Origin of the sequence: Xanthobacter nonsaccharivorans, from assembly GCF_043194755.2 — a bacterium.
In the GTDB taxonomy this organism is placed as follows: domain Bacteria; phylum Pseudomonadota; class Alphaproteobacteria; order Rhizobiales; family Xanthobacteraceae; genus Xanthobacter; species Xanthobacter autotrophicus_G.
In genome coordinates, this window is record NZ_CM195526.1 from 2,533,958 (window position 1) to 2,558,110 (window position 24,153).

Annotated in this window: 20 protein-coding genes; 5 read left to right on the forward strand and 15 right to left on the reverse strand. The window is 67.7% G+C overall.

Going from position 1 to position 24,153, the window contains the following annotated elements; translation table 11 throughout:
* Positions 1-70: 70 nt before the first annotated feature.
* The 3 genes from clpA to V5F59_RS11670 all read right to left on the reverse strand — a co-directional run bounded on the left by clpA (position 71) and on the right by V5F59_RS11670 (position 3,950).
* Entirely contained in the window at positions 71-2,539 is a 2,469-nt protein-coding gene (gene clpA / locus V5F59_RS11660) for an ATP-dependent Clp protease ATP-binding subunit ClpA (protein WP_393977517.1), read from the reverse strand.
* Positions 2,540-2,745: 206 nt separating this feature from the next.
* Complete coding sequence (clpS, locus tag V5F59_RS11665) at positions 2,746-3,120, reverse strand: ATP-dependent Clp protease adapter ClpS (RefSeq protein ID WP_393978573.1); 375 nt, start codon at positions 3,118-3,120, stop codon at positions 2,746-2,748.
* 476 nt (positions 3,121-3,596) lie between these two features.
* Entirely contained in the window at positions 3,597-3,950 is a 354-nt protein-coding gene (locus tag V5F59_RS11670) for a phasin family protein (RefSeq protein ID WP_393977519.1), read from the reverse strand.
* 366 nt (positions 3,951-4,316) lie between these two features.
* Here V5F59_RS11670 and V5F59_RS11675 point away from each other — a divergent pair, with 366 nt between their 5' ends.
* Entirely contained in the window at positions 4,317-6,140 is a 1,824-nt protein-coding gene (locus V5F59_RS11675; protein WP_393977521.1) for a serine hydrolase, read from the forward strand.
* Between the two features lie 15 nt (positions 6,141-6,155).
* Here the strand turns inward: V5F59_RS11675 and V5F59_RS11680 are convergent, their stop codons facing one another.
* Together V5F59_RS11680 and V5F59_RS11685 are read right to left on the reverse strand one after the other, a co-directional pair.
* Complete coding sequence (locus tag V5F59_RS11680; protein ID WP_393977523.1) at positions 6,156-6,875, reverse strand: DnaJ domain-containing protein; 720 nt, start codon at positions 6,873-6,875, stop codon at positions 6,156-6,158.
* Positions 6,876-6,885: 10 nt separating this feature from the next.
* On the reverse strand, positions 6,886-7,623 hold the full coding sequence (locus V5F59_RS11685; protein ID WP_393977525.1) for a VWA domain-containing protein: 738 nt from the start codon (positions 7,621-7,623) through the stop codon (positions 6,886-6,888).
* A gap of 235 nt (positions 7,624-7,858) precedes the next feature.
* Between V5F59_RS11685 and panC the strand changes: the two genes are divergently transcribed.
* Positions 7,859-8,707, forward strand: coding sequence for a pantoate--beta-alanine ligase (gene panC / locus V5F59_RS11690; protein ID WP_393977527.1), 849 nt, complete (start codon positions 7,859-7,861; stop codon positions 8,705-8,707).
* 471 nt (positions 8,708-9,178) lie between these two features.
* Here panC and V5F59_RS11695 read toward each other — a convergent pair whose 3' ends face one another.
* From V5F59_RS11695 to V5F59_RS11710, 4 genes are all read right to left on the reverse strand, one after another.
* Entirely contained in the window at positions 9,179-9,940 is a 762-nt protein-coding gene (locus V5F59_RS11695) for an amino acid ABC transporter ATP-binding protein (protein WP_393978576.1), read from the reverse strand.
* A gap of 31 nt (positions 9,941-9,971) precedes the next feature.
* The gene (locus V5F59_RS11700; protein ID WP_393977529.1) at positions 9,972-11,384 is read right to left on the reverse strand and encodes an amino acid ABC transporter permease; all 1,413 of its coding nucleotides are present in this window, start codon (positions 11,382-11,384) and stop codon (positions 9,972-9,974) included.
* Between the two features lies 1 nt (position 11,385).
* Positions 11,386-12,681 carry an amino acid ABC transporter permease gene (locus V5F59_RS11705; RefSeq protein ID WP_393977531.1) on the reverse strand — a complete coding sequence of 432 codons (1,296 nt, stop codon included), beginning with the start codon at positions 12,679-12,681 and terminating at the stop codon, positions 11,386-11,388.
* Positions 12,682-12,783: 102 nt separating this feature from the next.
* Positions 12,784-13,824 carry an amino acid ABC transporter substrate-binding protein gene (locus V5F59_RS11710; protein WP_393977533.1) on the reverse strand — a complete coding sequence of 347 codons (1,041 nt, stop codon included), beginning with the start codon at positions 13,822-13,824 and terminating at the stop codon, positions 12,784-12,786.
* 190 nt (positions 13,825-14,014) lie between these two features.
* On the opposite strand from V5F59_RS11710, the gene metC reads away from it, so the two are divergent.
* Both metC and V5F59_RS11720 read left to right on the forward strand, forming a co-directional pair.
* The gene (metC, locus tag V5F59_RS11715) at positions 14,015-15,211 is read left to right on the forward strand and encodes a cystathionine beta-lyase (protein WP_393977535.1); all 1,197 of its coding nucleotides are present in this window, start codon (positions 14,015-14,017) and stop codon (positions 15,209-15,211) included.
* A gap of 183 nt (positions 15,212-15,394) precedes the next feature.
* A complete protein-coding gene (locus tag V5F59_RS11720) occupies positions 15,395-16,318 on the forward strand; it encodes a bestrophin family protein (protein WP_393977537.1) in 924 nt (307 codons plus the stop codon).
* Between the two features lie 16 nt (positions 16,319-16,334).
* Here V5F59_RS11720 and V5F59_RS11725 read toward each other — a convergent pair whose 3' ends face one another.
* From V5F59_RS11725 to V5F59_RS11750, 6 genes are all read right to left on the reverse strand, one after another.
* Positions 16,335-16,664 carry a lipid-A-disaccharide synthase N-terminal domain-containing protein gene (locus tag V5F59_RS11725; RefSeq protein WP_393977539.1) on the reverse strand — a complete coding sequence of 110 codons (330 nt, stop codon included), beginning with the start codon at positions 16,662-16,664 and terminating at the stop codon, positions 16,335-16,337.
* Complete coding sequence (locus V5F59_RS11730; protein ID WP_393977541.1) at positions 16,664-17,410, reverse strand: glycosyltransferase family 2 protein; 747 nt, start codon at positions 17,408-17,410, stop codon at positions 16,664-16,666. The genes V5F59_RS11725 and V5F59_RS11730 overlap by 1 nt, the downstream gene beginning before the upstream one ends.
* Entirely contained in the window at positions 17,407-18,318 is a 912-nt protein-coding gene (locus V5F59_RS11735; RefSeq protein ID WP_393977543.1) for a phosphatase PAP2 family protein, read from the reverse strand. Before V5F59_RS11735 ends, V5F59_RS11730 begins: the two co-directional genes overlap by 4 nt.
* Positions 18,315-20,066: an ArnT family glycosyltransferase gene (locus V5F59_RS11740; protein ID WP_393977545.1), complete on the reverse strand. Its 1,752-nt coding sequence runs from the start codon at positions 20,064-20,066 to the stop codon at positions 18,315-18,317. Before V5F59_RS11740 ends, V5F59_RS11735 begins: the two co-directional genes overlap by 4 nt.
* 281 nt (positions 20,067-20,347) lie before the next feature.
* Positions 20,348-20,575, reverse strand: a complete 228-nt coding sequence (locus V5F59_RS11745) for a hemin uptake protein HemP (RefSeq protein ID WP_393977547.1) — start codon at positions 20,573-20,575, stop codon at positions 20,348-20,350.
* A 584-nt stretch (positions 20,576-21,159) separates the two neighbouring features.
* A complete protein-coding gene (locus tag V5F59_RS11750) occupies positions 21,160-21,996 on the reverse strand; it encodes an aldo/keto reductase (RefSeq protein WP_393977549.1) in 837 nt (278 codons plus the stop codon).
* A 235-nt stretch (positions 21,997-22,231) separates the two neighbouring features.
* Here V5F59_RS11750 and V5F59_RS11755 point away from each other — a divergent pair, with 235 nt between their 5' ends.
* Positions 22,232-23,395 carry an acyltransferase family protein gene (locus V5F59_RS11755; protein WP_393977551.1) on the forward strand — a complete coding sequence of 388 codons (1,164 nt, stop codon included), beginning with the start codon at positions 22,232-22,234 and terminating at the stop codon, positions 23,393-23,395.
* The last annotated feature ends 758 nt before the right edge of the window (positions 23,396-24,153 follow it).

Consider the following 24,153-nt stretch of genomic DNA (forward strand, 5'->3'; position numbering starts at 1 on the left):
CTGGACCGCCCGCCCGAATGCAAAAGAGGCGGCCGAAGCCGCCTCTTTCTCGTTTCGTGATGCCGAAGGCTCAGGCCTTCACCAGAGGCATCTTGGGAACCGGGCTGCCGGAGCGGCCGGGACCGCCGGACTTGGGACCGGAGCCCCCCTTCGGCCCGCCCTTGGGGCCGCGGCCAGTCTTGGTGGACTTGGCCGCGAACTTCGCCTTGGCGGCGGGCTTGCGGCGCTTTTCCGGGGCCGGATCGGGCTTGGGGGTGACGGGCCCCTCGGGGAACTCGAAGCCGAGCTTCGAGTCCTTGCCCTCGCCCTCCACCACCACGCGCACGTGGCCGCCGTTCTTGAGCGCGCCGAACAACACCAGATCGGCGAGCGGGGTCTTGATGTACTGCTGGATGACACGGGCCATAGGCCGCGCGCCCATCTGCTCGTCGTAGCCGCGCTCCATCAGCCAGGCGCCCGCCTCGTCGGAGAGCTCGATGGTGACGTTGCGATCCGCCAGCTGGGCTTCCAGCTGGAGCACGAACTTCTCCACCACCTGGGTGATGACCTCGGGCGGCAGGTGGCCGAAGGGGATCACCGCATCCAGACGGTTGCGGAACTCCGGCGCGAAGGTCCGGCTGATGGCCTCCGAATCGTCGCCCTCGCGCTTCTGGCGGGTGAAGCCATAGGCGGGCTTGGCGAGATCGGCGGCGCCCGCGTTCGTGGTCATGATCAGGATCACGTTGCGGAAGTCGATCTGCTTGCCGTTGTGGTCGGTCAGCTTCCCGTGGTCCATCACCTGCAGGAGGATGTTGAAGAGGTCCGGATGGGCCTTCTCGATCTCATCCAGCAGCAGCACGCAGTGCGGGTTCTGGTCGACGCCGTCGGTGAGCAGGCCGCCCTGGTCGAAGCCCACGTAGCCGGGAGGCGCGCCGATGAGGCGGCTGACGGTGTGGCGCTCCATGTACTCCGACATGTCGAAGCGCAGGAGCTGCACGCCCAGGATGGAGGCGAGCTGCTTGGCCACTTCCGTCTTGCCGACGCCGGTGGGGCCGGAGAACAGGTAGCAGCCGATGGGCTTCTCCGGCTCGCGCAGGCCGGCGCGGGCCAGCTTGATGGAGGCGGAGAGCGCCTCGATGGCCTTGTCCTGCCCGTAGACCACCCGCTTGAGGGTCGTCTGCAGATTGGCCAGCACCTCGGCATCGTCCTTGGAGACGGTCTTCGGCGGGATCCGCGCCATGGTGGCGATGGTCGCCTCGATCTCCTTCAGGCCGATGGTCTTCTTGCGCTTGGCCTCGGGCAGCAGCATCTGCGCGGCGCCCGACTCGTCGATCACGTCGATCGCCTTGTCCGGCAGCTTGCGGTCATGGATGTAGCGGGCCGAGAGCTCCACCGCCGCCTTGATGGCGTCGTTGGTGTAGCGCAGCTTGTGATAGTCCTCGAAGCAGGGCTTCAGCCCCTTCAGGATCTCGATGGCGTCGGCCACCGACGGCTCGGCCACGTCGATCTTCTGGAAGCGGCGGACCAGCGCCCGGTCCTTCTCGAAATACTGGCGGTATTCCTTGTAGGTGGTCGAGCCCATGCAGCGCAGGGTGCCGGAGGCGAGCGCCGGCTTCAGCAGGTTGGAGGCGTCCATGGCCCCGCCCGAGGTCGCACCGGCACCGATGACCGTGTGGATCTCGTCGATGAACATGATCGCGTTCGGATAGGCCTCGATCTCCTTCACCACCTGCTTGAGGCGCTCCTCGAAGTCGCCGCGATAGCGGGTGCCGGCGAGCAGCGCGCCCATGTCGAGGGCGAAGACGGTGGCGGTGGCCAGCACCTCCGGCACCTCGCCGTCATTGATGCGCTTGGCGAGGCCCTCGGCGATGGCGGTCTTGCCCACGCCCGGGTCGCCCACGAACAGCGGGTTGTTCTTCTGCCGGCGGCACAGCACCTGGATGGTGCGGGTGATCTCGGAATCCCGGCCGATGAGCGGGTCAATCTTGCCCTCGTGCGCCTTCTTGTTGAGGTTCACGCAATAGGCGTCGAGCGCGTCGGCCTTCTTCTGCTTGTCGTCGCCGTGCTTGGTCTCGGTCTCCTCGTCGGCGCCGCGCACCGGGCGGCTCTCCGACATGCCGGAGCGCTTGGCGATGCCGTGGGAGATGTAGTTCACCGCGTCGTAGCGCGTCATGTCCTGCTCCTGCAGGAAATACGCGGCATGGCTCTCGCGCTCGGCGAAGATGGCGACGAGCACGTTGGCCCCGGTCACCTCCTCGCGGCCCGAGGACTGCACATGGATCACCGCGCGCTGGATGACGCGCTGGAAACCGGCGGTGGGCTTGGAATCGTCGGAGCCGGACTGGACGAGATTCTCCAGCTCCGTATCCACGTATTCGATGAGATTGCGGCGGAGCTTCTCCATGTCGACGTTGCAGGCCCGCATGACGGCGGCGGCGTCCTGATCGTCGACGAGGGACAGAAGCAGATGCTCGAGGGTCGCGTACTCGTGGTGGCGTTCGTTGGCGAGGGCCAGAGCGCGATGGAGCGACTGTTCGAGGCTGCGTGAGAAAGTAGGCATCGACACCTCGTTTCGCGCATCGCTCCCGGCCTGGAGGACCCCCGCGGCTTTAAGGAGCGCGTGCACCATTCACACAAACTTCGTACTGGATGCCGCAGTGCGCAAGTCCCCACTTCGCCCGAAGGTCTTCTCCCCCCTCCTGCCCCGCCAGCGCCACGCCTGCACCCGCCTCGCCTTGCGGCCGGTCGGGCGATGCTTTCAGGCGGCTACTTTTTTTCCATCACGCATTGGAGCGGGTGCTGGTGCTTGCGCGCGAAGTCCATCACCTGGGTGACCTTCGTCTCTGCCACCTCGTAGGTGAACACGCCGCACTCGCCCACGCCGTGGTGGTGCACGTGGAGCATGATGCGATTGGCTTCGTCGCGGTTCTTGTTGAAGAACCGCTCCAGCACATGCACCACGAATTCCATGGGCGTGTAGTCGTCGTTCAGCAGCAGCACGCGATACAGGCTCGGCCGCTTGGTCTGCGGCTTGGTGCGCGTGATGACCGCCGTGCCCGGGCCGTCGTTGTTGCCGGGACGCCTGGGCGTGTCCGGCCCGGCCGCCGGGCGGCCTGAAAAATGCGAATTGGAAATGTGCATCATGTCTGTCGCGCCCTGTCCCGCTGATCCGGCCGCGGCACGGAGTCCGGCGCTGCTCCCGCTGCTTCCAATAATAGGAAACACGGCGCCCGGGCGCCAGTACCGACGTTCGGCGCAGACGTGGCCACGCCACCACGCACCGCCTGTCGCTGCTCTATTTCGGAACCCGGCGCGGTAAGCGCAAGGGCGCTCGGAAACCGCGGAGCCTCTCAGGGGGATGGACAGGCATGGCCTCCCTGCGCGGGCCGCGACGACGCCCTGGGCCCACGCCGGTTGAAGGCGAAAGGCCGCAGGGACATCGGGGCACGCCGGAAGGCGGGAAATGGGGCAGGCTGTGTTGTATCTGCTGGCCCGATCAGGATCGGGCCAGAATGCCCCGCGCGACGGAACGCAGCACATGGTCGCTGCGGGGCAGACTGGGCCGGAGAGACGCCGATGAAAGACAGCCCCGGCCCAAAAATCCGGTCAGCAAAAGCTCACTGAGGAAACTTGCCGAACGAGCCTTCGAAAGGCTTGAACGCGCCTTCGAACGGCTTGTAGGTCTCCTTGGCCAGCTCCGTGTAGAGCTCGCCGAGCTTGGTGGCCTGAGCCACGGCGCCCTCGTAGGCGGTCTTCAGATAGGTCTGCTGGATCTCGATAGCCTGCTCGAGGGTCTTGGCACCGAGGAGCTTCTCGAGGGCCGCAGTGCCCTGCTCGAACGAAGCCTTGGTGTAGTCCGCGATCTCGACCGCAATCGCCTGGGCGCTCTTGGAGAGCGTGCCGAAGCTCTTGAGGGCGGCTTCCACGTTTTCCTTGCCGAGCTTCTGCAGCTCTTCCGGGCTCTGAACCATTGGGGTCCCCTTTTCCTCGCCGGTTCCCGCGCCGGCCCCGCGTCGAGAGGATTATCTCTCCTCCCGCTTGTGGATATTATGCACTGCACCATGGAAGTCAAGCGATTTTGTGCAGCGCACAATGTGGCAATGCACGCCCGGTTTACGCCTTGGTAACTCCCCGTTTCTAGGGTCAGAGGACGGTCGCTTCCTCAACACTCGGTGCGACGCAAAAGCCTCGGTCAAGGCTCGTCGGTCACACCGGCGCCGAAAATGGGTTGAGAACTGCGACCGCCGATACGGGGCTCAGGTACAATGCGTAAACCGTCCGCTGGCCTGTCGTTCGCGTCGAAAGCCCTGGCTTTCGCGGTGCTTGCGGCATTCTCCATGTCCACGACAGTGGCGGAGGCGAGGCCGCGCAAGAAGACCTATTCCGTCGATCGTTCGAAGGACCGCGCGAAGCCGCGCAAGCAGGCCGCCGCCTCCGCTCCCGCCGCCGACAAGGAAGAGGCCGGGCGCTGGCACTACGGCTCCTCCGCCATCATCGTGGACGCCAATACCGGCAAGGTGCTCTACGAGGACAATCCGGACGCCCTGCGGCATCCTGCCTCGATCACCAAGATCATGACCCTCTATCTGCTGTTCGAGCAGCTGGAGCAGGGCGCGCTGAAGCTGGACAGCCCGCTCCAGGTCTCCGCCAAGGCGGCGGCGCAGCAGCCCTCCAAGCTGGGGGTGCGCCCCGGCTCCACCATCGAGGTGGAGGACGCCATCAAGGCCATCGTCACCCGCTCGGCCAACGACGTGGCGGTGGTGATCGCCGAGAACATCGGCGGCTCGGAATCCGAATTCGCCGAGATGATGACGCGCAAGGCGCGCGCCCTCGGCATGAGCCGCACCACCTTCCGCAACGCCTCGGGCCTGCCCAACCCCAACCAGGTCACCACCGCCCGCGACATGTCCATCCTCGGCCGCGCGGTGCAGGACCGCTTCCCGCGGCAGTACAAGTATTTCGCGACGCGGACCTTCTATTTCCGCGGCCAGGCCATCGGCAATCACAACCGCCTGCTCGGCCGGATCGAGGGCGTGGACGGCATCAAGACCGGCTACACCCAGGCCTCCGGGTTCAACCTCGTCTCCTCCATCAAGCGCGACGGGCGCTATCTGGTGGGCGTGGTGCTCGGCGGATCGAGCGGCGCCGCCCGCGACAACCGCATGGCGAACCTGCTGACGCAGAACCTCGCCACCGCCTATGCCGGCGGCCGCACCGCGCCGAAGGTCACCGAGGTGGCGGACGCCGCCATTCCGGTGAACCGCACCGCCCCGCTGCCCACCCCGGTCTCCACCGCCCGCGCGGAGGACATGCCCCATCCGGTGGCCCCCCTGCCGAAGCCCCAGGTGGCCGAGCTCGATCCCGCCACCACGGCCTCCCTCGGCGCCGGCCGCGGCAAGCCGCAGGCGGAGCCCACGCAGACCGCTGCCGCCGAGCCCATCCGCCCGGTCACCGTGAAGACCGTGGCCGTCGGCCGCGCCGCCGCCCAGGCCAGCGCCGCCGCCACCCCCGAGGGCTTCGGCTCGACGCCCGGCGTGCTCGGCTATCTCGGCCCGTCCGGCACGCGCCTCTCGCCCGCCGCCGCGGCGGCACAGGCCGCGGCCGAGGGCCGGGCCCGCAGCACCGGGCGCGTCGCCGACGCCTCGGACGCCAATCCCGCCGGCAAGGACCAGTCTCGCGTGGGCGCTCCCGCTCCGGTCCGCATGGCCGCGGCTGCCGCCGAAGATCCGCTGGAGGCTGCCGCCCGCGCCGCCCGCGTCGCCGGCCTGGAGCCGGACGATCCCTATGCCCGCGCCCTGCATGCCTCCCAGGCCCCTGCGGCCCGGCCGACCATCACGCCGGTGTCGGCAAAGCCGGTGCGCACCGCGTCCCTCGGCCCGGTGGCTGCGCCCGCGCAGCCTGCCGCCGCCCCCACCCGTTCGGGCTGGCAGATCCAGATCGGCGCCTACGGGGCCGAGCGCGAGGCCCGCGCGAAGCTCGACACCGCCAAGTCCCGCGCCAAGGCCCTGCTGGGGTCCGCGGAGAGCTACACGGAGAAGGTCTCGAAGTCCGGCACCGACCTCTACCGCGCCCGTTTCGCCGGCCTTAACGAAAAAGGCGCCCGCGAGGCATGCCGTTTACTCAAGCGTAACGACTTCGACTGCATCACTATCAGGAATTGAAGTCGTGAGTGAGAATCAGGCATGCTTGCTCAAGATCACATCCTTGGCTCGGTTGATCTTCGCCGCGAGATAGCTGGACCCGCCGTGGTCGGGGTGGAGCTTCATCATCAAGGTTCGATGGGCGGCGCGGACGCTGGACGCATCCGCGCCCGGTTCAAGCCCAAGGATCTGATAAGCCTCCTGTTCGGTCATCGCACCGGGGCTGTCTGCCGCGCCCCCCATCTGCCCGCCACCCGGGTTTCCCTGCGCGTGTTCACGCCAGGCGGGCGCCCGGCGGTCGAGATAAGCTTCGAGTAAAGCCAGCGACTGCGCATCGCAAAGGGTGCGCAGCGCCACGAGGTCTTCCACCGACACCTGATCGAGCGCGCGGCCCGCATGGGGCCCGGCCAGGATCTGGCCGCGCATGTCCCCGCTGGCATGATCCAGCTCCAGTTCCAGCACGGCCGTGCGCACCCGCGACACCTTCGGCGCGGACGTCTTGCGGAACAGGCTGCCGAGATACCCCCCCACCCCATTGGGATCGAGCCGACCCAGAAGGCCGATGCCCAGCACCGCCAGCGGCACGGCGGCGGCGAAGCGCCCCGTCACCAGCATGGCCGCCGCGCCCAGCATGGCCCCGTAGGCCACGGAGCGCATGAGGATGGCGACCAGCACCTTCGGGTCGGCCTTGGTCCACACCTTCAGCCCATAGAGGGCGATGACCAGCAGCAACGCGCCGGCAATCAAGGTGACCACCTGAATTCTCCTATTTCCCGAGCGCGCCGAGGAGACGCATCGCGCCCGCATCCTTGCGCGCCGCCAGCGCCGTCCGCCCGCCCGCCGCGTAGGCCGCCACCGCGGACAGAAGCTGGCGCAGCTCGCCGGCCGAGCGGGCATCGAACCGGCACCACGCCCCGCCGGTGACGCGGGCGAGGCGGCGGAACACCTCCTCCACCCGCCCGTCGTTCCCCTCCTGGAACATGAAGAGGCGCACGCCGCGCAGCGCCAGCTGGCCGGCCGCGGCATCCAGCGCCGCCACGTCCTCCTCCAGCGCGTCGCCGACGAACACGGCGGCCTTGAGGCCGGAGCGCTCCGCCTCCTTCTCCAGATGGCCGAGCACGCGGTGGATCTGCGTCAGCCCCGGCTCGCAGGCGATGCGGCGCATGAGGGCGCCCAGCGTCGCGGCGTCGCGCACGAAGGGCGAGGCGCGGCATTCGCCCTGGCCACGGTAATAGACGATCTGCATGTCGAGGCCGCCATGGGCCGCGGCGGCGGCGAACATGTCCGCCTGGATGTCGCAGGCCAGCGTCCAGGTGGGCTGGCGCGAGCCGGTGGCGTCGAGCGCGAAGGCAAGCCGCCCCTGCCCGTCCGCCGGCCGCGCGGGCGGCACGGCGCGGGCGGCGGCGAGGAAGCGCTCCACCTCGCTCTCGGTGCTCACCGCGCCGCCCGGGGCGTTGCGCGCCAGCGCGGCCGCCTTCGACTTCTGCTCGTCCGACGTCGCCATATGCCTTCGCCACTCGCCTGCGCAGGGTGCGTCCTGTGCCCCCACACATAAGCCGGGCAAGGGGATGGACCAAGGGGTGACGGATGATGAACCATGATCCGCCGCGAGCCGCCCCCGCGATGAGCGGTCATGAGCGGCGATATCCGCCGATGTCGGTTGATGACGGGGCTGCGACGCCCTATCTCTCCCCCCGCCGTCCGGATGGGTCGGCCGAGGGCAGGATGGGGCCGGAACCATGGCGACTTTGCCGAAGGTGGTGGGACGCGTTCGCGATCTGAGGGCGGCGGTGGCCGGTTATCGCGCCGAGGGCGCCAAGGTGGCGCTGGTGCCCACCATGGGCGCGCTGCACGAGGGGCACATGACCCTGGCGGAGACGGCGCGGGAGATCGCCCAGCGCACCGTCGTCTCCATCTTCGTGAACCCCACCCAGTTCGCCCCGCACGAGGATTTCTCGCGCTACCCGCGCACGCTGGAAGCGGACCTCACCCGCCTGTCGGAAGTGGGCGTGGACCTCGTCTACGCCCCGACGCCGACCGAGATGTATCCGGCGGGCTTCGCCAGCCGCATCGAGGTGGGCGGCCCCTCCGCCGGGCTGGAAACGGATTTCCGCCCGCATTTCTTCGGCGGCGTCGCCACCGTGGTGGGCAAGCTGTTCATCCAGTGCGCGCCCGACTTCGCCATGTTCGGCGAGAAGGACTACCAGCAGCTCAAGGTGGTGACCCGCATGTCGAGGGACCTCGATCTGGGGGTGGAGGTGGTGCCCGTGCCCACCGTGCGGGAGGAGGACGGCCTCGCCATGTCCTCGCGCAACGCCTATCTCGACGCCGAGCAGCGCCAGATCGCCCCGGTCATCTACACGGCCCTGTCCCGCGCGGCGGAAGCCATCCGCGGCGGCGCGGCCCCCGATGCGGCGCTGGCCACCGCCCGCGGCATGATCGAGGCGCTGGGGCTGAGGGTGGACTATGTGGCCGCCCGCAACGCCGAAACGCTGGCCCCCCTGAAGGAAGGCGCCGGCGAGCCCGTGCGCCTGCTGGCGGCCGCCTGGCTGGGCGAGACGCGGCTCATCGACAACATCGGCGTGTGAGGCGGTTGCCGGCACGCCGATCCGGCCCAGAGGCGATTGTGCTCCGCAGGCGATATCCGCCGGGGCTGGAGGGCGGTTTCACCAACGTGCGTTATCCGGCTTGTCCGGACGTCGGCTGTTGCTGACGCCCTCTCGCAAGAACGGAACTCAGCAACAGCCGAGTTCCGCAGCATCCACCTCACCGCGACGGTACGTTGAACCCCCAAGCACCAGCCAGGCCGCCGGGTGGATCCCCCGGACAAGCCGGGGGATGACGGTGGTGAAGGGTCTGGGCAGCAGGCGATATCCCCGGCGTTCCCAGATGAAGCCGCGTCCGGCGCCCTCTTGCGCTGGGCCCCGGCTCTCCGTCCGCTGAGCGCTCCCGTCGGCCGGGGCGCGAGGATGGCTTCGATGGCTTCAGGAAGGGGCGTCATGCCCCGGCCCCTCCACGGCATCCACTTGTCATGTCGGGACGCGGCGGCGCCCCCCGCCTCAGTGCAGGATCTGGCTGAGGAACAGCCTGGTGCGCTCGTGCTGCGGGTTGGAGAAGAAGGCGTTCGGCTCGTTCATCTCCACGATCTGGCCGGCGTCCATGAAGATCACGCGGTTGGCCACCTGCCGGGCGAAGCCCATCTCGTGGGTCACGCACAGCATGGTCATGCCGTCCTGGGCGAGGCTCACCATGGTGTCGAGCACCTCCTTCACCATCTCCGGATCAAGGGCGGAGGTGGGCTCGTCGAACAGCATGATGCGCGGGCGCATGCACAGGGCGCGGGCGATGGCCACGCGCTGCTGCTGGCCGCCGGAAAGCTGGCCGGGATACTTGTGGGCCTGGTGCGGGATCTTCACCTTCTCGAGGAAGTGCATCGCCAGATCCTCGGCCTCCTTCTTCGGCATCTTGCGCACCCACATAGGGGCCAGCGTGCAGTTCTCGAGGATGGTGAGGTGCGGGAACAGGTTGAAGTGCTGGAAGCACATGCCCACCTCGCGGCGCACCTCGTCGATGCGCTTGAGGTCGTTCGTCAGCTCGATGCCGTCGACGACGATGCGCCCCTTCTGGTGCTCCTCCAGCCGGTTGATGCAGCGGATGAGGGTGGACTTGCCCGAGCCCGAGGGCCCGCAGATGACGAGCCGCTCGCCGCGTTCCACGGTGAGGTTCACGTCGCGCAGCACGTGGAACTCGCCGTACCACTTGTTGACGCCGATGAGCTCCACGGCGGTCTTCGGGGCCAAGGCCTCGTCCGCGGCGATGATGGGATCCGTGCTCACTTGAAGCTCCCCTTGTTCAATGCCGCTGTGCCCGGTCGAGGCGCTTTTCGAGCGCCATCGAGTAACGGGACATGCCGAAGCAGAAGACGAAATAGATGATGCCTGCGAAGCCGAAGCCGGTGAACAGCGTGGTCGGCGTCGCCCAGTTCGGGTCGGTGAAGGCGGCGCGCATGGCCCCCAGCAGGTCGAAGATCGAGACGATCAGCACCAGCGTGGTGTCCTTGAACAGGCCGATGAAGTTGTTGACGATGCCCGGGATCACCAGCTTCAGCGCCTGCGGCAGCACCACCAGGCGCATCATCAGCCCCGACCCGAGGCCGAGCGCCATGGCGCCCTCGAACTGGCCCTTGGGAATGGCCTGGAGGCCGCCGCGCACCACTTCCGCCATGTAGGCGGAGGCGAACAGCGCGACGCCCACCAGCGCCCGCAGCAGCCCGTCGATGGTGAAGCGCCCGGGCAGGAACAGGGGCAGCATGTAGGTGGCGAAGAACAGCACCGTGATGAGCGGCACGCCACGCCAGAACTCGATGAAGATGATGGATGAGATCTTCACCAGCGGCAGGCTGGAGCGCCGCCCCAGCGCCAGGAGGATGCCGAACGGCAGCGACACGGTGATGCCGGTGACGGCGATCACCAGCGTCACCAGCAGGCCGCCCCACTGGCGGGTCTCCACATTGGGCAGGCCGAGGGGCACGTCCATGGCGAACAGCACCAGGCCAAGCACCGCGAACACCGCGAAAGTGGTCTTCGCCGCCCCGCGCGCCGCCTCCGGCCCCGCGAGGATGCGGGAGATGACGTAGGCGATGGCGGTGACGAGGGCGGTGGAGCACACGAAGTCCAGCCAGAAGCCGAGCCGCATGCCGGCGACTCCCGTGGCGGAGGGGAACAGGCCGCCGAGGCCGAGGCTGGAGAGGAGGAAGTGCTGCAGATCGAGGTCGCCGCCGGTGAGCAGCACGAAGGCCACCACCGGGAAGACGCCGAAGAAGGCGATGGCGTTGAGCCGCTTGCCCGGCAGCTTCTGGATCAGCAGCGGCAGGAGCAGCGCCGCGCCGAGGAAATAGACCACGTTCACCCGCCAGCGCTCGGTGGCCGGATAGAAGCCGTAGATGAGCTGGTCGAACTTGGCCCACACGAAGGGCCAGCAGGCGCCCACCTCGCGGCCCACCTTGGCGGGCAGGCAGGCGTCGCGGTTGGCGCCGGTCCACACCGCGTCGACGATGAAGAACTTGAGCAGCGGCGGCACGGTCATCCAGACCAGCCAGATGCCGAACACGGTGAGCAGCACCTGCGGCACCGAGCCGACGAGGTGCTCGCGCACCCAGCGCACCGGGCCGCGGTTGGAGACCGGGGCTGGCTCGCCCTCGCGCAATGCGCTGGCGACGAAGACCTTCTGGCGGCCGGAGGCGGGAGGGAGGGTCACATCGCTCATCTCACCGCTCCACCAGCGCGACGCGCTTGTTGTACCAGCCCATCACCAGCGAGGTGACCACGGAGATGGTGAGGTAGACCGCCATGGTCACCGCGATGATCTCGATGGCCTGGCCGGTCTGGTTGAGGGTGGTGCCGGCGAATACGGCGAACAGGTCGGGATAACCCACCGCCACGCCCAGCGAGGAGTTCTTGGTGAGGTTCAGATACTGGCTGGTGAGCGGCGGGATGATCACCCGCAGCGCCTGGGGAATGACGACGAGACTCAGTGTCGGCCCGCTCCTGAGGCCCAGCGAATGGGCCGCCTCGGTCTGTCCCTTGGACACCGACAGGATGCCGGCGCGCACGATCTCGGCGATGAAGCCGGCGGTGTAGATGGAGAGCGCCAGCAGCAGCGAGACGAATTCGGGGATGACCCGCAGGCCGCCGACGAAGTTGAAGCCCTTCAGCTCCGGCTTCTCGACGGTGACGGGAAAGCCCGCCACGGCCGACGCCGCCAGCGGCAGCAGGATGATGAGGCCGAGGGAGGTGAGGAACACCGGGAACTGCCGGCCGGTCGCCTCGCGCCGCCTGTTCGCCCACACCCGCAGCACCAGGATGGCGGCGACGGCGGCGATGAGGGCGTAGAGGATGAGCATGGACCCGTCCTCGAAGATGGGACGGGGCACCACGAGGCCGCGGTTGTTCACGAACACGCTCGGCGCCGACATGGCGGCCGCGAGGGAGGAGACGGGCGTGCCGAGAGAGCCGAGGCCGATGGCGGAGAGGCCCGAGCCGATGCCGCCGACGATGGGCTGGAGGCCGAACCCCCAGCTCTGGCGCGGGCCCGGCAGCGCCGCCAGCACGGCCAGGTACCAGAACATCACCTGGAACAGGGGCGGCAGGTTGCGGGTGATCTCCACATAGGCCGAGGCCAGCGCCTTGATCACCACGTTCTTGGAGAGGCGCGCCACGCCCATGAGGAAGCCGATGATGGTGGCGAGGACGATGCCGAGGAAGGCCACCAGCAGGGTATTGAGCAGGCCCACCAGGAAGGCGCGGCCGTAGCTCATGGATTCATTGTAGGGAATGAGCGCCTGGGAGATGGCGAAGCCGGCGCGATTCTCCAGGAAGCCGAAGCCGGAGGCGATGCCGAGCCGGGAGAGGTTCGCCTGGGCGTTGGCGTAGAAGGACCAGATGAGCCAGAGGAGGATGATCGCAAGGACGATCTGGATCACCGATGAACGCAGCTTGGGATCCGTCCAGGACCACCTGCGGCCAGCGGCCGGCGGCGGTCCGGAGAGGCGAGCATCCGACATGGTACCCCCGAAGGTATCGGAGCCTTTGGCTCCTCGTTCTTTGCGGGGGCGGGCACCGGCGGCGCCCGTCCCGTTGGCGTCAAGAATGCGCGCGCTTCAGGCTCAGCGCACCGGCGGGCCGTACTGGATGCCGCCGTTCGTCCACAGCTTGTTGATGCCGCGCTCGATGCCGAGCGGGGTGGCCGGGCCCACGTTGCGGTCGTAGATCTCGCCGTAGTTGCCGGTCGCCTTGACCATGCGCACCACCCAGTCGGCGGTGAGGCCGATGCCCTCGCCATACTTGCCGTCGGTGCCGAGCAGGCGCTTCACGTCCGGATTGGCCGAGTTGAGCTGCTGGTCCACGTTCTTCTGGTTCACGCCCAGCTCTTCCGCGTTCAGCAGCGCGAAATAGGTCCAGCGGACGATGTCGAACCACTGCGGGTCGTCCTGGCGCACCACCGGGCCGAGGGGCTCCTTGGAGATGGTCTCGGGCAGCAGCACGTGGTCGGCGGGGTTGGTGAGCTTGAGGCGCACCGCGGCGAGCTGCGAGCGGTCGGAGGTGAACACGTCGCAGCGGCCGGCCTCATAGGCCTTCACCGTCTCGTCGATGGTCGCGAAGGCGATGACCTCGCGATACTTCAGGTTGTTGGCGCGGAAGAAGTCGGAGACGTTGAGCTCGTTGGAGGTGCCCGTCTGCACGCAGATGGAGGCCTCGTTCAGCTCCTTCGCCGAGTTGACGCCCAGCGACTTGCGAATCAGGAAGCCCTGGCCGTCGTAGAACATCACGCCGGCGAAGTTGAAGCCCATCTTGGTGTCGCGTTCCATCGTCCAGGTGGTGTTGCGCGACAGCACGTCGATGGCGCTGCCCTGGAGCGCGATGAAGCGATCCTTGGCGGACAGCGGAACGAACTTCACCTTGGTGGGATCATTGAAGATCGCCGCCGCGATGGCGCGGCAGAAGTCCACGTCGAGCCCGCTCCACTCGTTCTTGTCGTTGGGGCTGGAGAAGCCGGGCAGGCCCTGGGTCACACCGCACAGCAGCGCCCCTCGGGACTTCACGGCTTCGAGCGTGCCGCCCTTGGTGTCGCCGGCCGGGGCCTGGGCGAATGCCATCTGGCACGTGACGCTCAGAATACTCGCGGCTGCAATGAGGATGCGTTTCACGGTTGGTTCCCTCTGTGGAACGACATCCCGGCTCCTTGCGGCGCGCCGTGCGCCGCAGCCGGGCAATCCCCCGCAAGGAATGGCTCGACGAGACCTGCCGGGACGTCTATCCCGCCCATCTCAATCTTTCGACGCGGTGCGGTCAATAGTTGCCAGAGGCCGCGTGGTACCGGTGGGACAGGAGACGGCCATGGCGGGCACAAACGACACAGGCGCTGACCATTCGGACGAGCTGAAGACTGATACGAAAGTCGTACACGCCGGCCGCGACCCGCGCCGCTTCGATGGCTTCGTCAACACCCCCGTGGTGCGCGGCTCCACCGTCCTCTACCCGAGCTACGACGACCTCCTCCATCACCGCGGCCGCTACAGCTACGGCCGGCGCGGCAACCCCACCACGGAGAGCTTCGAGGCGGCGCTGAAGGCGCTGGAGGGCGGCGACGGCGTGGCCCTCACCCCCTCGGGCCTGTCGGCCGTCTCCATCGCCCTGCTCTCGGTGGTGAGCGCCGGGGATCACATCCTCGTGGTGGACACCGCCTACCGCCCCACCCGCGCCTTCTGCGGCGAGGTGCTCGCCCGCCTCGGGGTGGAGACCACCTATTACGACCCGCTGGTGGGCGCCGGCATCGCGGACCTCATCCGCGACAACACCCGCGCCATCTTCCTGGAGGCGCCGGGCTCGCAGAGCTTCGAGATGCAGGACGTGCCGGCCATCACGGCGGTGGCGCGGGCGCGGGGCATCACCACCCTCATCGACAACACCTGGGCGACGCCGCTCTTCTTCAAGCCGCACGCCTTCGGGGTGGACATCTCCATCCAGGCCGGCACCAAGTACATCGGCGGCCATGCGGACCTGAACCTCGGCACCATCTCCGCGGTCGGCCCGGCGTGGAAGAAGGTGATCTCCACCCACGGCACCATGGGCATCACCATCAGCCCGGACGACGCCGCCCTGGGCGCCCGCGGCCTGCGCACCCTCTCGGTGCGGCTGGAGCGGCACCAGAAGTCCGGCATCGAGATGGCGCAGTGGCTGGCGGAACGCCCCGAGGTGTCGCGCGTGCTGCACCCCGCCCTGCCCTCGGACCCCGGCCACGCCATCTGGAAGCGGGACTTCTGCGGCGCGAGCGGCCTCTTCAGCCTGATCCTGAACCCGGTGCCGGACCAGGCGGTGGCCGCCTTCTTCGATGCGCTGAAGCTGTTCGGCATGGGCTATTCCTGGGGCGGCTACGAGAGCCTCGCCATCCCCTTCGACTGCACCGACTACCGCACCGCCACCGACTGGGACGTGGAAGGCCCGGCGGTGCGCCTGCACATCGGGCTGGAGGACGTCGCGGATCTGAAGGCCGACCTCGACCAGGCCTTCGCCAGGATGCGCGCAGCCGCCTAGAACACGCGCCGATCTGAGTTTTGATCGGACCGCGCTCCGGAGCCGGATCTGCCCGTATCGAAACGCCCATGCGCTCCGGTACGGGCGGCTCATCCGTCTCCGTTCAACGTTGGAGGGTGATTCCCCGATCGGGTTGGTTCAAGCTGATCGGATCGCGCTCCAGGATCCGGGAGGGCCGCCGCCATGATCGTCCGCCCCCGGCCAGGCCTGCTGCGGCTGTTCCTGATCGTCCGCGGCTCGGTGCTCCAGCGCATCTTCCCCCAGGTTCTGGTGGTGATGGCGCTTTCGGCCGCCGTGGTGCTGGCCCATCGCAGCAATCCGGGGCGCGTGCCGAGCTTCGACGGCGCGCCCTTCGCATTGCTCGGCATCGCCCTGTCGGTGTTCCTGGGCTTCTCCAACAACGCCGCTTACGACCGCTGGTGGGAAGCGCGCAAGGCCTGGGGCGATCTCATCGCCGCCGGCCGGGACCTCGCCCGCCTCACGCTCCTGCTCGACCTGCGCGGGGCGGCGGAAGCGGCGGCGCGGCGCGCGCTGCTGACGGACGTCATGGCCTTCGCCCATGCGCTGGTGCTGCACCTGCGCGCCGACGCTTCGCGGGAGGGGCTGGAGCGCACGCTGCCGCCGGACCTCGCCGCGGCGGCGCAGGACACGCCGAGCCTGCCGGTCCTGCTCCTTGCCGACATGGGCGGCCGCCTCGCCCGGCTCAGGGCCGAGGGGCATGTCTCCGACATCGAGTTCGCGCGCCTCGACGACGAGCTGAAGGCCATGAACCGCATGCTCGCCACCTGCGAGCGCATCCTCGGCACGCCGGTGCCGTTCGGCTACACGCTGCTGCTGCACCGCACGGCCTATCTCTTCTGCTTCCTCCTGCCGTTCGGCTTCGCCGACGTGCTGGGCTGGGGCACGCCGCTGGCGGCGGGGCTTGTCGCCTACACCTTCTTCGGCCTCGATGCCCTGGGCAGCGAGCTGGAGGAGCCGTTCGGCACCATGCCCAACGATTTGCCCATCGCCGCCCTCGCCCTCGGCATCGAGCGGGACATGCGCGTGGCCCTGGGCGAGCGGGACCTGCCGCCCGCCGCCGTGCCGGCCGACTTCATCCTGGAGTGAGGCGCCCGCCCCGCCTTCAGGTCACCGCCCGGCTGGCCCGCCGCTCGCGCAGGGCGAACTGGAGGTTGCGGATATAGATGAAGGTGGAGAGCGCCTGCCCGGCGATGAACACCGGGTCCTTGCGGTAGAGGGCATAGACCAGCAGCAGCGTGCCGCCGCCCAGGGAGAAGGTCCAGAAGGCGAAGGGGATGACCGAGCGCTGCGCCCGCTCGCTGGCGATCCACTGCACCACGAAGCGCATGGTGAACATGAACTGGGCCACCAGGCCCAGCACGGTCCACCAGTCGAACTGGTCGATGAACACCTCGTGCAGATAGGTGCCGATTTCCGAGAGATAATAGAGCATCAGCCGCGCTCCACCACCTTGGGCAGCCGCCGCCGCCGGATCAGCCAGAACACCCCGGCCATGTCGGCGATGCCCACCCACAGGCGGTTCCAGAAGCCGTATTTGGAGACGCCGTGCCAGCGGTCGCGGTCCACCACCTTCACGGTGCGGATGTCGTAGCCGTCGCGGCGCAGCAAGGCGGCCATGAAGCGGTGCTGGCCATCGAACATGGGCAGGCGCAGGTGCGCCTCGCGCCGCACCACCTTGAGGCCGCAGCCGGTGTCGCGCGAGCCGTCGTTGAGCAGGCCATTGCGGAGGCGGTTGGCGAGGCGGGACTGGAAGCGCTTGAAGCGCGTGTCCTTGCGGCCCTGCCGCTCGCCCTGGACCATGCCCACCATGGCGCCGCCCTCATCCATCGCCCGCACCATCTCCGGCAGGTAGGCGGGATTGTTCTGGCCGTCGCCGTCCAGCAGCAGCAGCAGCTCGCCCCGCGCCGCCCAGGCGCCGGTCTCGACCCCGGCGGACTTCCCCGCCGCCTTCTCGTGCCGGAAGATGCGCAGGTAGGGCCGGGTCTCGGCCGCCTTGCGCAGCTCGGCGAGGGTGGCGTCGGTGGAGCCGTCGTCGATGAAGATGAGCTCGAACGGCTCGAAGGACAGCGCGGCATCGATCTCCGCGATCAGCGGGGCGATATTGTCCGCCTCGTCCTTCACGGGGATGACCACCGACAGCCGGGGGGCCGCGGGTGCGGGAAATTCAGCAGAGGTCACGGTCTCGCCTCTTCAACGGGAACGGCGGGGCGGATGAGGGCCTTCGGCACCAGGCAGCCGAGGCGCCGGGCGGACGGCCCGGCCATGGGGGCGACGCGGCCGTCCGCGTCGACACGGAACACCACGCGGCGCGCGGCGAACAGCTTCACCATGAGCAGCACATAGGCCGAGCCGAGAGCGGCACCGGCGACCACGTCGCTGGGATAATGGGAGCCGAGCACGATGCGCGTCAGCGCCACCGGCACGGCCAGCGCCAGCAGCGGGATGCGCGCTTTGGGGAACAGGGCGCCCAGCGCCACGGCGGTGGCGAAGGCGGTGGTGGAATGGCCGGAGGGAAAGGAGGCGAAGCTGGACTTCCACACCATCCAGTCAAAGGCGAGGTGGTTGCCCGCGCCCTTCATGTAGAAGGCGGTGCTGGGCCGGGCGCGGCCAAGCATGTGCTTCAAGGTGGCCACCGCGAGGCCCACCGGCGCGATGGCGAGGAACAGGAAGCCGAGGCGCGCCAGGATGCTCGCCGCCACCCGCTGCGCCACCCCGTCCAGCGCCGGCAGCAGCGCCAGCACATAGACGACCGCGAGGCCGAGCGGCCACAGCACCACCCCGCCGAAGCCGAGGTCGGTCAGCCGCTCCGACAGGATGACGAGCCACGCGGGCAGCTTCATCCGCAGGCCGGGCACCTGCGGATCCACCAGAATCATCAGCGCCGCCACCACCCCCGCCACCAGAAGAGCCAGCACCAGGCCCTCCACCGGACCGAGAAGGCCGATGCGCGGCGCGGGCAAGCGCTTCGGCCGGCGGCGAAGATAGACGAGGGATTGCCACAGGCGGGTGACGACGCCCGCCGCGGCCTCGGCCACCGCCCGCCCGTCGCGCCGGGGCGGCGTGTCGCTGGTCGCAGGAACCGTCACCGCGCGGCCCCGCTGCCGGCCGGCGCGTCATCCGAGCGGTAGACGGTGATCGCCGTGAGCCGGCCGCCGTTGTAGACGAAGCCGGAGATGGTCGCGACCGCATGGTACTTCAGCCCGTGCGCCGCAGCGTGCTTCTCGAAATTGCCGGTAAAGCGCTCGTCCATGAAGGCCAGCGAGCATCCGCCCTTCTTCATGAGGGCCGCCGCCTCGTTGGGCAGGACGTAGTTGATGTCGGTGCCCACCAGGAAGACGAGGCTCGGCTCCTGATAGGGGAAGGAGGAGACATTGGCCGCCGGGCAGCCCTGCTCCTTGACCACGGCGGCGAGGCGCTCGGAGATCCACAGGGCGCGCATCTGCGGCAGCATGGCCTGGTAGACGGCCGTGTAGAGCACCAGCGCGCCGGCGATGGCGGTGAGCACCGCCCCTTCCGGCCCCACCCGCGGGAAGGCCCGCGCCGCCATCCACAGCAGCGCGATGGCGAGGGCCAGCAGCGGCCACGCGGCGAGGCCGAAGCCCGAGCCGAACCAGAGATAGGCCCCGCCCAGCCCCAGCGACACCAGGATGGCGAGCACCGGCCACAGCCACACCAGCCCGGCGAGCCGGCTGCCCGCCCTGGCGAGCGCCCCGCGCTCGATGGCCATGACGCCGAGTATGGCGAGAGCCGGATAGAGCGGCAGCACATAATGCGGGAGCTTGGTGGCGGCGATCTCGAACAGCAGCCAAGTGGGCACCAGCCAGCACAGGAGGAAGCGGACCTTCTCGTCGCGCCGGGCCCGCCACGCGAAGGGGGCGGCCATGGCGGCGAGCACCACGGACGGCCAGAAGGTGCCCCAGACCGCGAGGAAATAGGTGCCCGGCGGTCCCCAGTGGCCCTCCTGCCCTTCCGTGACCTTGCCCAGCATGTCGACGCCCACCGCATGCTGGTAGAAGGCGCCCTTGGTGGCGAACCAGATGGCCACGAACCAGGGCAGCACCAGCAGCAGGCACCAGACGAGGCCGACGAGCGGCCTGAGCGGCCGCAGCACCGAGCCCGACCGCTCGACGACCGCCAGCGCCACGATGGCGAGGCCCACGAACAGCGGCGTCATGGGCCCCTTCACCAGGATGCCGGCGGCCATGGCGGTCCAGAAGATGAAGGCGAGCCTGAAATCGCCGGTGCGCTCGGCACGCGGCCGAACATAGGCCCGGGCCAGCGCCCCGAAGCAGGCGATGATGGTGAGGAGCAGCACCGCATCGGTCTTGGCGAGGCGCGCCTCCACCCCCAGCAGCACGCAGGAGGCCATGAGCAGGCCGGCGAGCAGCGCCCCCCGCCGCGACAGGAAGACCAGCGCGGTCCAGTAGGTGAGCAGAACCGCGCCGACGGCGGCGAGGAGGGACGGCAGGCGATAGAGCCAGATGGAGGTGAGCGCCGAGGGGCCGATGACCGCCTCGCCCGCCGTCACGGAAGCGGCCTGGAGCCAATGGATGCCCACCGGCTTCTTGTTGCGGGCCTGGGTGTGGAAACGGATTTCGACGAAATTGCCGCTCTCCACCATCTGCTTCGTCGCCTGGGCGAAGCGCGCCTCGTCGCGGTCGATGGGGGAGATCTGGAAGAAGCCCGGCAGGAAGGCGACCAGCGCCACCACCACCAGCAGCAGGCTGGCGCGGCCATGGGACGCCGACGCCCCGTCCAGAAGGCACACGAGGCGCTGCGGGAGGTCGAGTACGAACGCCCGCCGCTGGTCGGACGCGGGCTCGGAAATGGCCATGCTTCTGATTGGATCCGCTCGAATTGGGCGCGGACAATAGCAGAAACGCCCGAGCCGAAAAGGGCCGGCCGAGAGGGGTGGTCCGCACCCCTCCCCCGGTGCCGGGCCTGTTGCCGGCCAATCGCGGCAAAGGCAAGGCGGTGGAAAGGCGTCCTCCAGCGATGCGCCGACCGGTTCGCGCCGGGAATGGGCGCCCGTTCAACCTGCTGGCGCGACGGGGCGCCCCGCCGGCCGGTGAAGCGCTCCACGGGACCGGCGACGGCGGGCCGGCCTGTCCCGCCCTATTTCGTGAGGATCAGCTTGTTCTGGGCGGTGAGGCGCAACTGGTAGGTGTGCTCCCCATGGGCGATGGTGATGAGCCGGCCGGCGGCGAACAGGTCGCGGCTGTCGAGCTGGGCATCCACCATGGGAATGGTCCGGCAGGGGGTCACGCCCGCCTCGCCGCCCCAGGCCGCGTTCCCCTCCAAAGTGCCGGCGCGCGCCGGGCCCCGGTGATCGAAGTTCGACATGTGAACCGCTCCGGATCTGAAGCAGCCGCGCACCCACTTGCGAAGTTGACGGCCACCTTAGAAGCATTCAATACTAATATACCATCGTCTTGTGGTTGAGTAATACAGCCGCGGGGGCAGATCAACCCATGCGGCAATGCTTGGATACATTCCAAGATGGCGATGCCGCGGAAGATCCGCCGGGCCTGTGGGGACCGGCGATCCGGCAGCGCGCCTCGCGGCCGGCTCCCGCATGGCCGGCCCCGCCCCGATCACCCGCGCCGAACGGCCTGCGCCCGCGCGGCATGGGGAATCCCGGCCGGCGGCCTGTCGTCACCGGCTCCCGGGGCTTGAGCCAGGATGCGTTGCCGGGGCCACAGGATAAGGCACGGCCGGCGCACGGGGATAAAATAGGCATGAATGGCGCGCGGCGGGGGGCCCCTTCATGGGGCCTCCGCGACCGGAACCGCCCCTCCGCCCCGCATCGGCCTGACATCGGCGAAGGCGCCAAGGTCCGCCCCCGGTCACGCCGCGGCGGACAAGGCGGAAGCGGCGGTTGCGGCCGGCGCCCGTCAAGGCGGTTCAGGCTGAAGGCGCCGAACGTCTCAAAGCATCTCCAGGCCCACCTTGCGCCGCGGCGCCGGGAAGGCGCGGTCGATGGCGGCGAGGTCCTCGGCGTCCAGGGTCAGCTCGCGGGCGCCGGCGTTCAGCTCCACGTGCTTGATCTTGCTGGCTTTGGGGATGGCAATCACATCCCCCTGGCGCATCACCCAGGCCAGCGCCACCTGGTAGGGGTCCACCCCATGCTTCTGTGCCACCGCCCCCAGCGCCCCGGACCGCGGCAGGCGCGCCTGCTCGATGGGTGAGTACGCCATGACCGGTATCTTCTCCTCCCGGAGGAAGGGGAAGAGATCGAATTCCGGGCCGCGGCGGGTGGGATTGTACAAGACCTGGTTGGCGGCGCAGGCCGATCCGCCCGGAACGGCGAGCAGTTCCTCCATGTCGTCCGCATCCAGGTTGCTCACCCCCCACATGCGGATTTTCCCTTCCTTCTGAAGGGCTTCGAACCCGGCGACGGTCTCCGCGAAGGGGTGGCTGCCGCGCCAGTGGAGCAGATAGAGGTCGATCACATCCGTCTTCAGCCGCCTGAGGCTGCGCGCGCATGCGGCCTGCACACCGGCCCGGCTGGCATTGTGCGGATACACCTTGCTGACGAGGAAAACCTTTTCACGACAGCCCTTTATGGCCTCCGCCACCACCTCCTCGGCGCCACCGTCGGCATACATCTCGGCGGTGTCGATGAGGGTGAGTCCCAGGTCCAGCCCGGCGCGCAGGGCCGCCACCTCCCCCGCCCGCGCGGACGAACTCTCGCCCATGTACCAGGTGCCCTGGCCGAGGGCCGGCACGACTTCGCCGTTGGGGAGGGTGACGGTCTTTGGCATATGGTATTCCACCGTTGCGAACGCCGGGACATTAAGACCTGCCGCCGCCCCGGAAAAGGGGTCGAGGGGCCCCTCCCAGAACCGATCCGGCGTGCAGAACTGAGGTCGATTGGTCGGGCACGAAAGGAATGAAGCGCGAGCACTCGCCCCTCAGGCAGAAGCTCGCGGGACGACCGGACATTGCAATGCAGCATCCGATCTCGTACTTTTTTAAAGGGACTTGAGAGGGGCGGCTATGGACACAATCGGCAGCAGGCTGCAAGCCCGGCGTGGTATTGCGCCAGGCTTTGATTTTCTTCGCATTTTCCTGGCATCGGGCGTTGTTGCCTGGCATGTGCCGGCAATTGTGAAGGGGGATGTTAGCTGGGGAAGTACACCGATTGTTTGGCTTCTTGGATATTCAATTCTAGCCGCCTTTTTCTCGTTGAGCGGATTTTTGATCGCGGGCAGCGCACAAAGACTAACTTTGGGAAATTTTTTGATTAACCGAGGCCTCCGTATCGTACCTGCGCTTTTGGTGGAGGTCGTTCTTTGCACCCTGTTGCTGGGGCCTATTTTTACGAATATCTCATTATATGAATATTTCACATCTCCGCAGACTTGGCATTATTTTACAAATATAGTTGGAATTATTAATTATACGTTGCCTGGCGTATTCACGAAAAACCCGACTGACATTGTAAACAATACACTGTGGACGGTTCCACATGAAATTATGTGTTATGCGGCAATATCGATTCTCGTTATCATCGGCCTGCTGAAAAGGCCGATGATTATTGTGGCCCTGGCCGCGATCATGACCATTTCTGGAATTTTTCTTGAGTTATACGGCCTTACAAAAACATCCCATGGCGTAGTTGGAAAATTCGTCTATATCGTTTTCGTATCGAACGCCTCGAGGTTATACTCAGGATTTCTGTTTGGGATATCCGCCTATCTCTTGAGAAACAGAATTGTTTACTCCTGGCGCATATTCTCCATTTGCATATTGCTTTGCGCAGTCATTTCGTTTTTCCCCATAGGGTCAGTCCCGCTTGCAACCACTTTAGTGCTTCCGGAAATTTTATATATAACGATTTTTATCGGCGTAACTGACGTCCCGATTCCGTCCATATTTCGCAAGGGTGATTATAGTTATGGAATTTATCTCTATGGCTGGCCGATACAGCAGCTTACTGTTTCTACGTTTCCAGCCGTAAGCAGCCTGCTTCTGCAGTTCTTGATTTCAATTCCGCTGATCACAGCCTTTGCTGCTTTTTCCTGGCACTTCATCGAGCGGCCGATTCTCGAGCTGCGAAAGAAGTTCTCGTTTGTCGCAAGAGTGCGACTTGACGAAACCAAATCCGGACATGAGGCGCCGGCCGTGGAGAAGCTCGCGGCAAACACCTCCAAATCATAGACGCAATCCGAACCGGCCCCACCCGCGCCGACCTTGTCGCCTTCGACCTTGCTGACCTCGCAGCGGGGCGGGACGTGCGGGTGCTGACCAGCGGGCTTCCGGCACGACGAGCCGCTGGAAGCCCCCTCATCACGAGCCCCGACGCGCCACGTGACGCGGAGGCCATCGACACCCTGTTCTGGCTCCGCGATCGCCACGCCGGGAATACTTCAGCCGCACGGGCATACCTCGAAAGGGAGCTGGGCCTTGTGCGGCGCGTGCAAGATGATGGAGGGATCGCATTTGCGATGTCAGCGCCTGGGTGAGGGGGTCACCGGCAATGTTCCGGCAAGGACCGGGGCCTGACACGGGGGCTGGACCGGAGCTTGAGGCCCCCCACCCCCGGGCGGAACGGGGAGGATCGGCCCCGGCGACCCCACTCCCCGGCCGAGCGCCCTGCCCTGGCGCATGAAGCTGGCGTCCTTGGACCGGCCGGTCCTGGTACACCTGTCTTCGATGTGCCGACGATGGAGCGCCCCGAGATCACGGAAAGGCCTTGAGAGGGGCCCTTGGGAAGGGCCTTGCGTCACAAGGCTGCGCGCGACGGCGAGCTCCGGGCGGTCGACGCGGGGCTTCCTGTCGGCTTCCCCTTCCTCGGCCTCCTTGCGGTGCAGGAACGTCCCGCTATCGGACGGCACCTTCCGACGGATCCGGGCTCTCCAGAAGGCGGTTTTTAGTTTAGTGAAGGTGACCCATCCGTGTGCACTGACGCGTCGGAG

Excerpts from the sequence above, each read along its gene's own strand:
- clpA (WP_393977517.1), bottom strand. The coding sequence starts at position 2,539 with ATGCCTACTTTCTCACGCAGCCTCGAACAGTCGCTCCATCGCGCTCTG.
- clpS (WP_393978573.1), bottom strand. The coding sequence starts at position 3,120 with ATGCACATTTCCAATTCGCATTTTTCAGGCCGCCCGGCGGCCGGGCCG.
- V5F59_RS11670 (WP_393977519.1), bottom strand. The coding sequence starts at position 3,950 with ATGGTTCAGAGCCCGGAAGAGCTGCAGAAGCTCGGCAAGGAAAACGTG.
- V5F59_RS11675 (WP_393977521.1), top strand. The coding sequence starts at position 4,317 with ATGTCCACGACAGTGGCGGAGGCGAGGCCGCGCAAGAAGACCTATTCC.
- V5F59_RS11685 (WP_393977525.1), bottom strand. The coding sequence starts at position 7,623 with ATGGCGACGTCGGACGAGCAGAAGTCGAAGGCGGCCGCGCTGGCGCGC.
- panC (WP_393977527.1), top strand. The coding sequence starts at position 7,859 with ATGGCGACTTTGCCGAAGGTGGTGGGACGCGTTCGCGATCTGAGGGCG.
- V5F59_RS11700 (WP_393977529.1), bottom strand. The coding sequence starts at position 11,384 with ATGAGCGATGTGACCCTCCCTCCCGCCTCCGGCCGCCAGAAGGTCTTC.
- V5F59_RS11705 (WP_393977531.1), bottom strand. The coding sequence starts at position 12,681 with ATGTCGGATGCTCGCCTCTCCGGACCGCCGCCGGCCGCTGGCCGCAGG.
- metC (WP_393977535.1), top strand. The coding sequence starts at position 14,015 with ATGGCGGGCACAAACGACACAGGCGCTGACCATTCGGACGAGCTGAAG.
- V5F59_RS11720 (WP_393977537.1), top strand. The coding sequence starts at position 15,395 with ATGATCGTCCGCCCCCGGCCAGGCCTGCTGCGGCTGTTCCTGATCGTC.
- V5F59_RS11725 (WP_393977539.1), bottom strand. The coding sequence starts at position 16,664 with ATGCTCTATTATCTCTCGGAAATCGGCACCTATCTGCACGAGGTGTTC.
- V5F59_RS11740 (WP_393977545.1), bottom strand. The coding sequence starts at position 20,066 with ATGGCCATTTCCGAGCCCGCGTCCGACCAGCGGCGGGCGTTCGTACTC.
- V5F59_RS11745 (WP_393977547.1), bottom strand. The coding sequence starts at position 20,575 with ATGTCGAACTTCGATCACCGGGGCCCGGCGCGCGCCGGCACTTTGGAG.
- V5F59_RS11750 (WP_393977549.1), bottom strand. The coding sequence starts at position 21,996 with ATGCCAAAGACCGTCACCCTCCCCAACGGCGAAGTCGTGCCGGCCCTC.
- V5F59_RS11755 (WP_393977551.1), top strand. The coding sequence starts at position 22,232 with ATGGACACAATCGGCAGCAGGCTGCAAGCCCGGCGTGGTATTGCGCCA.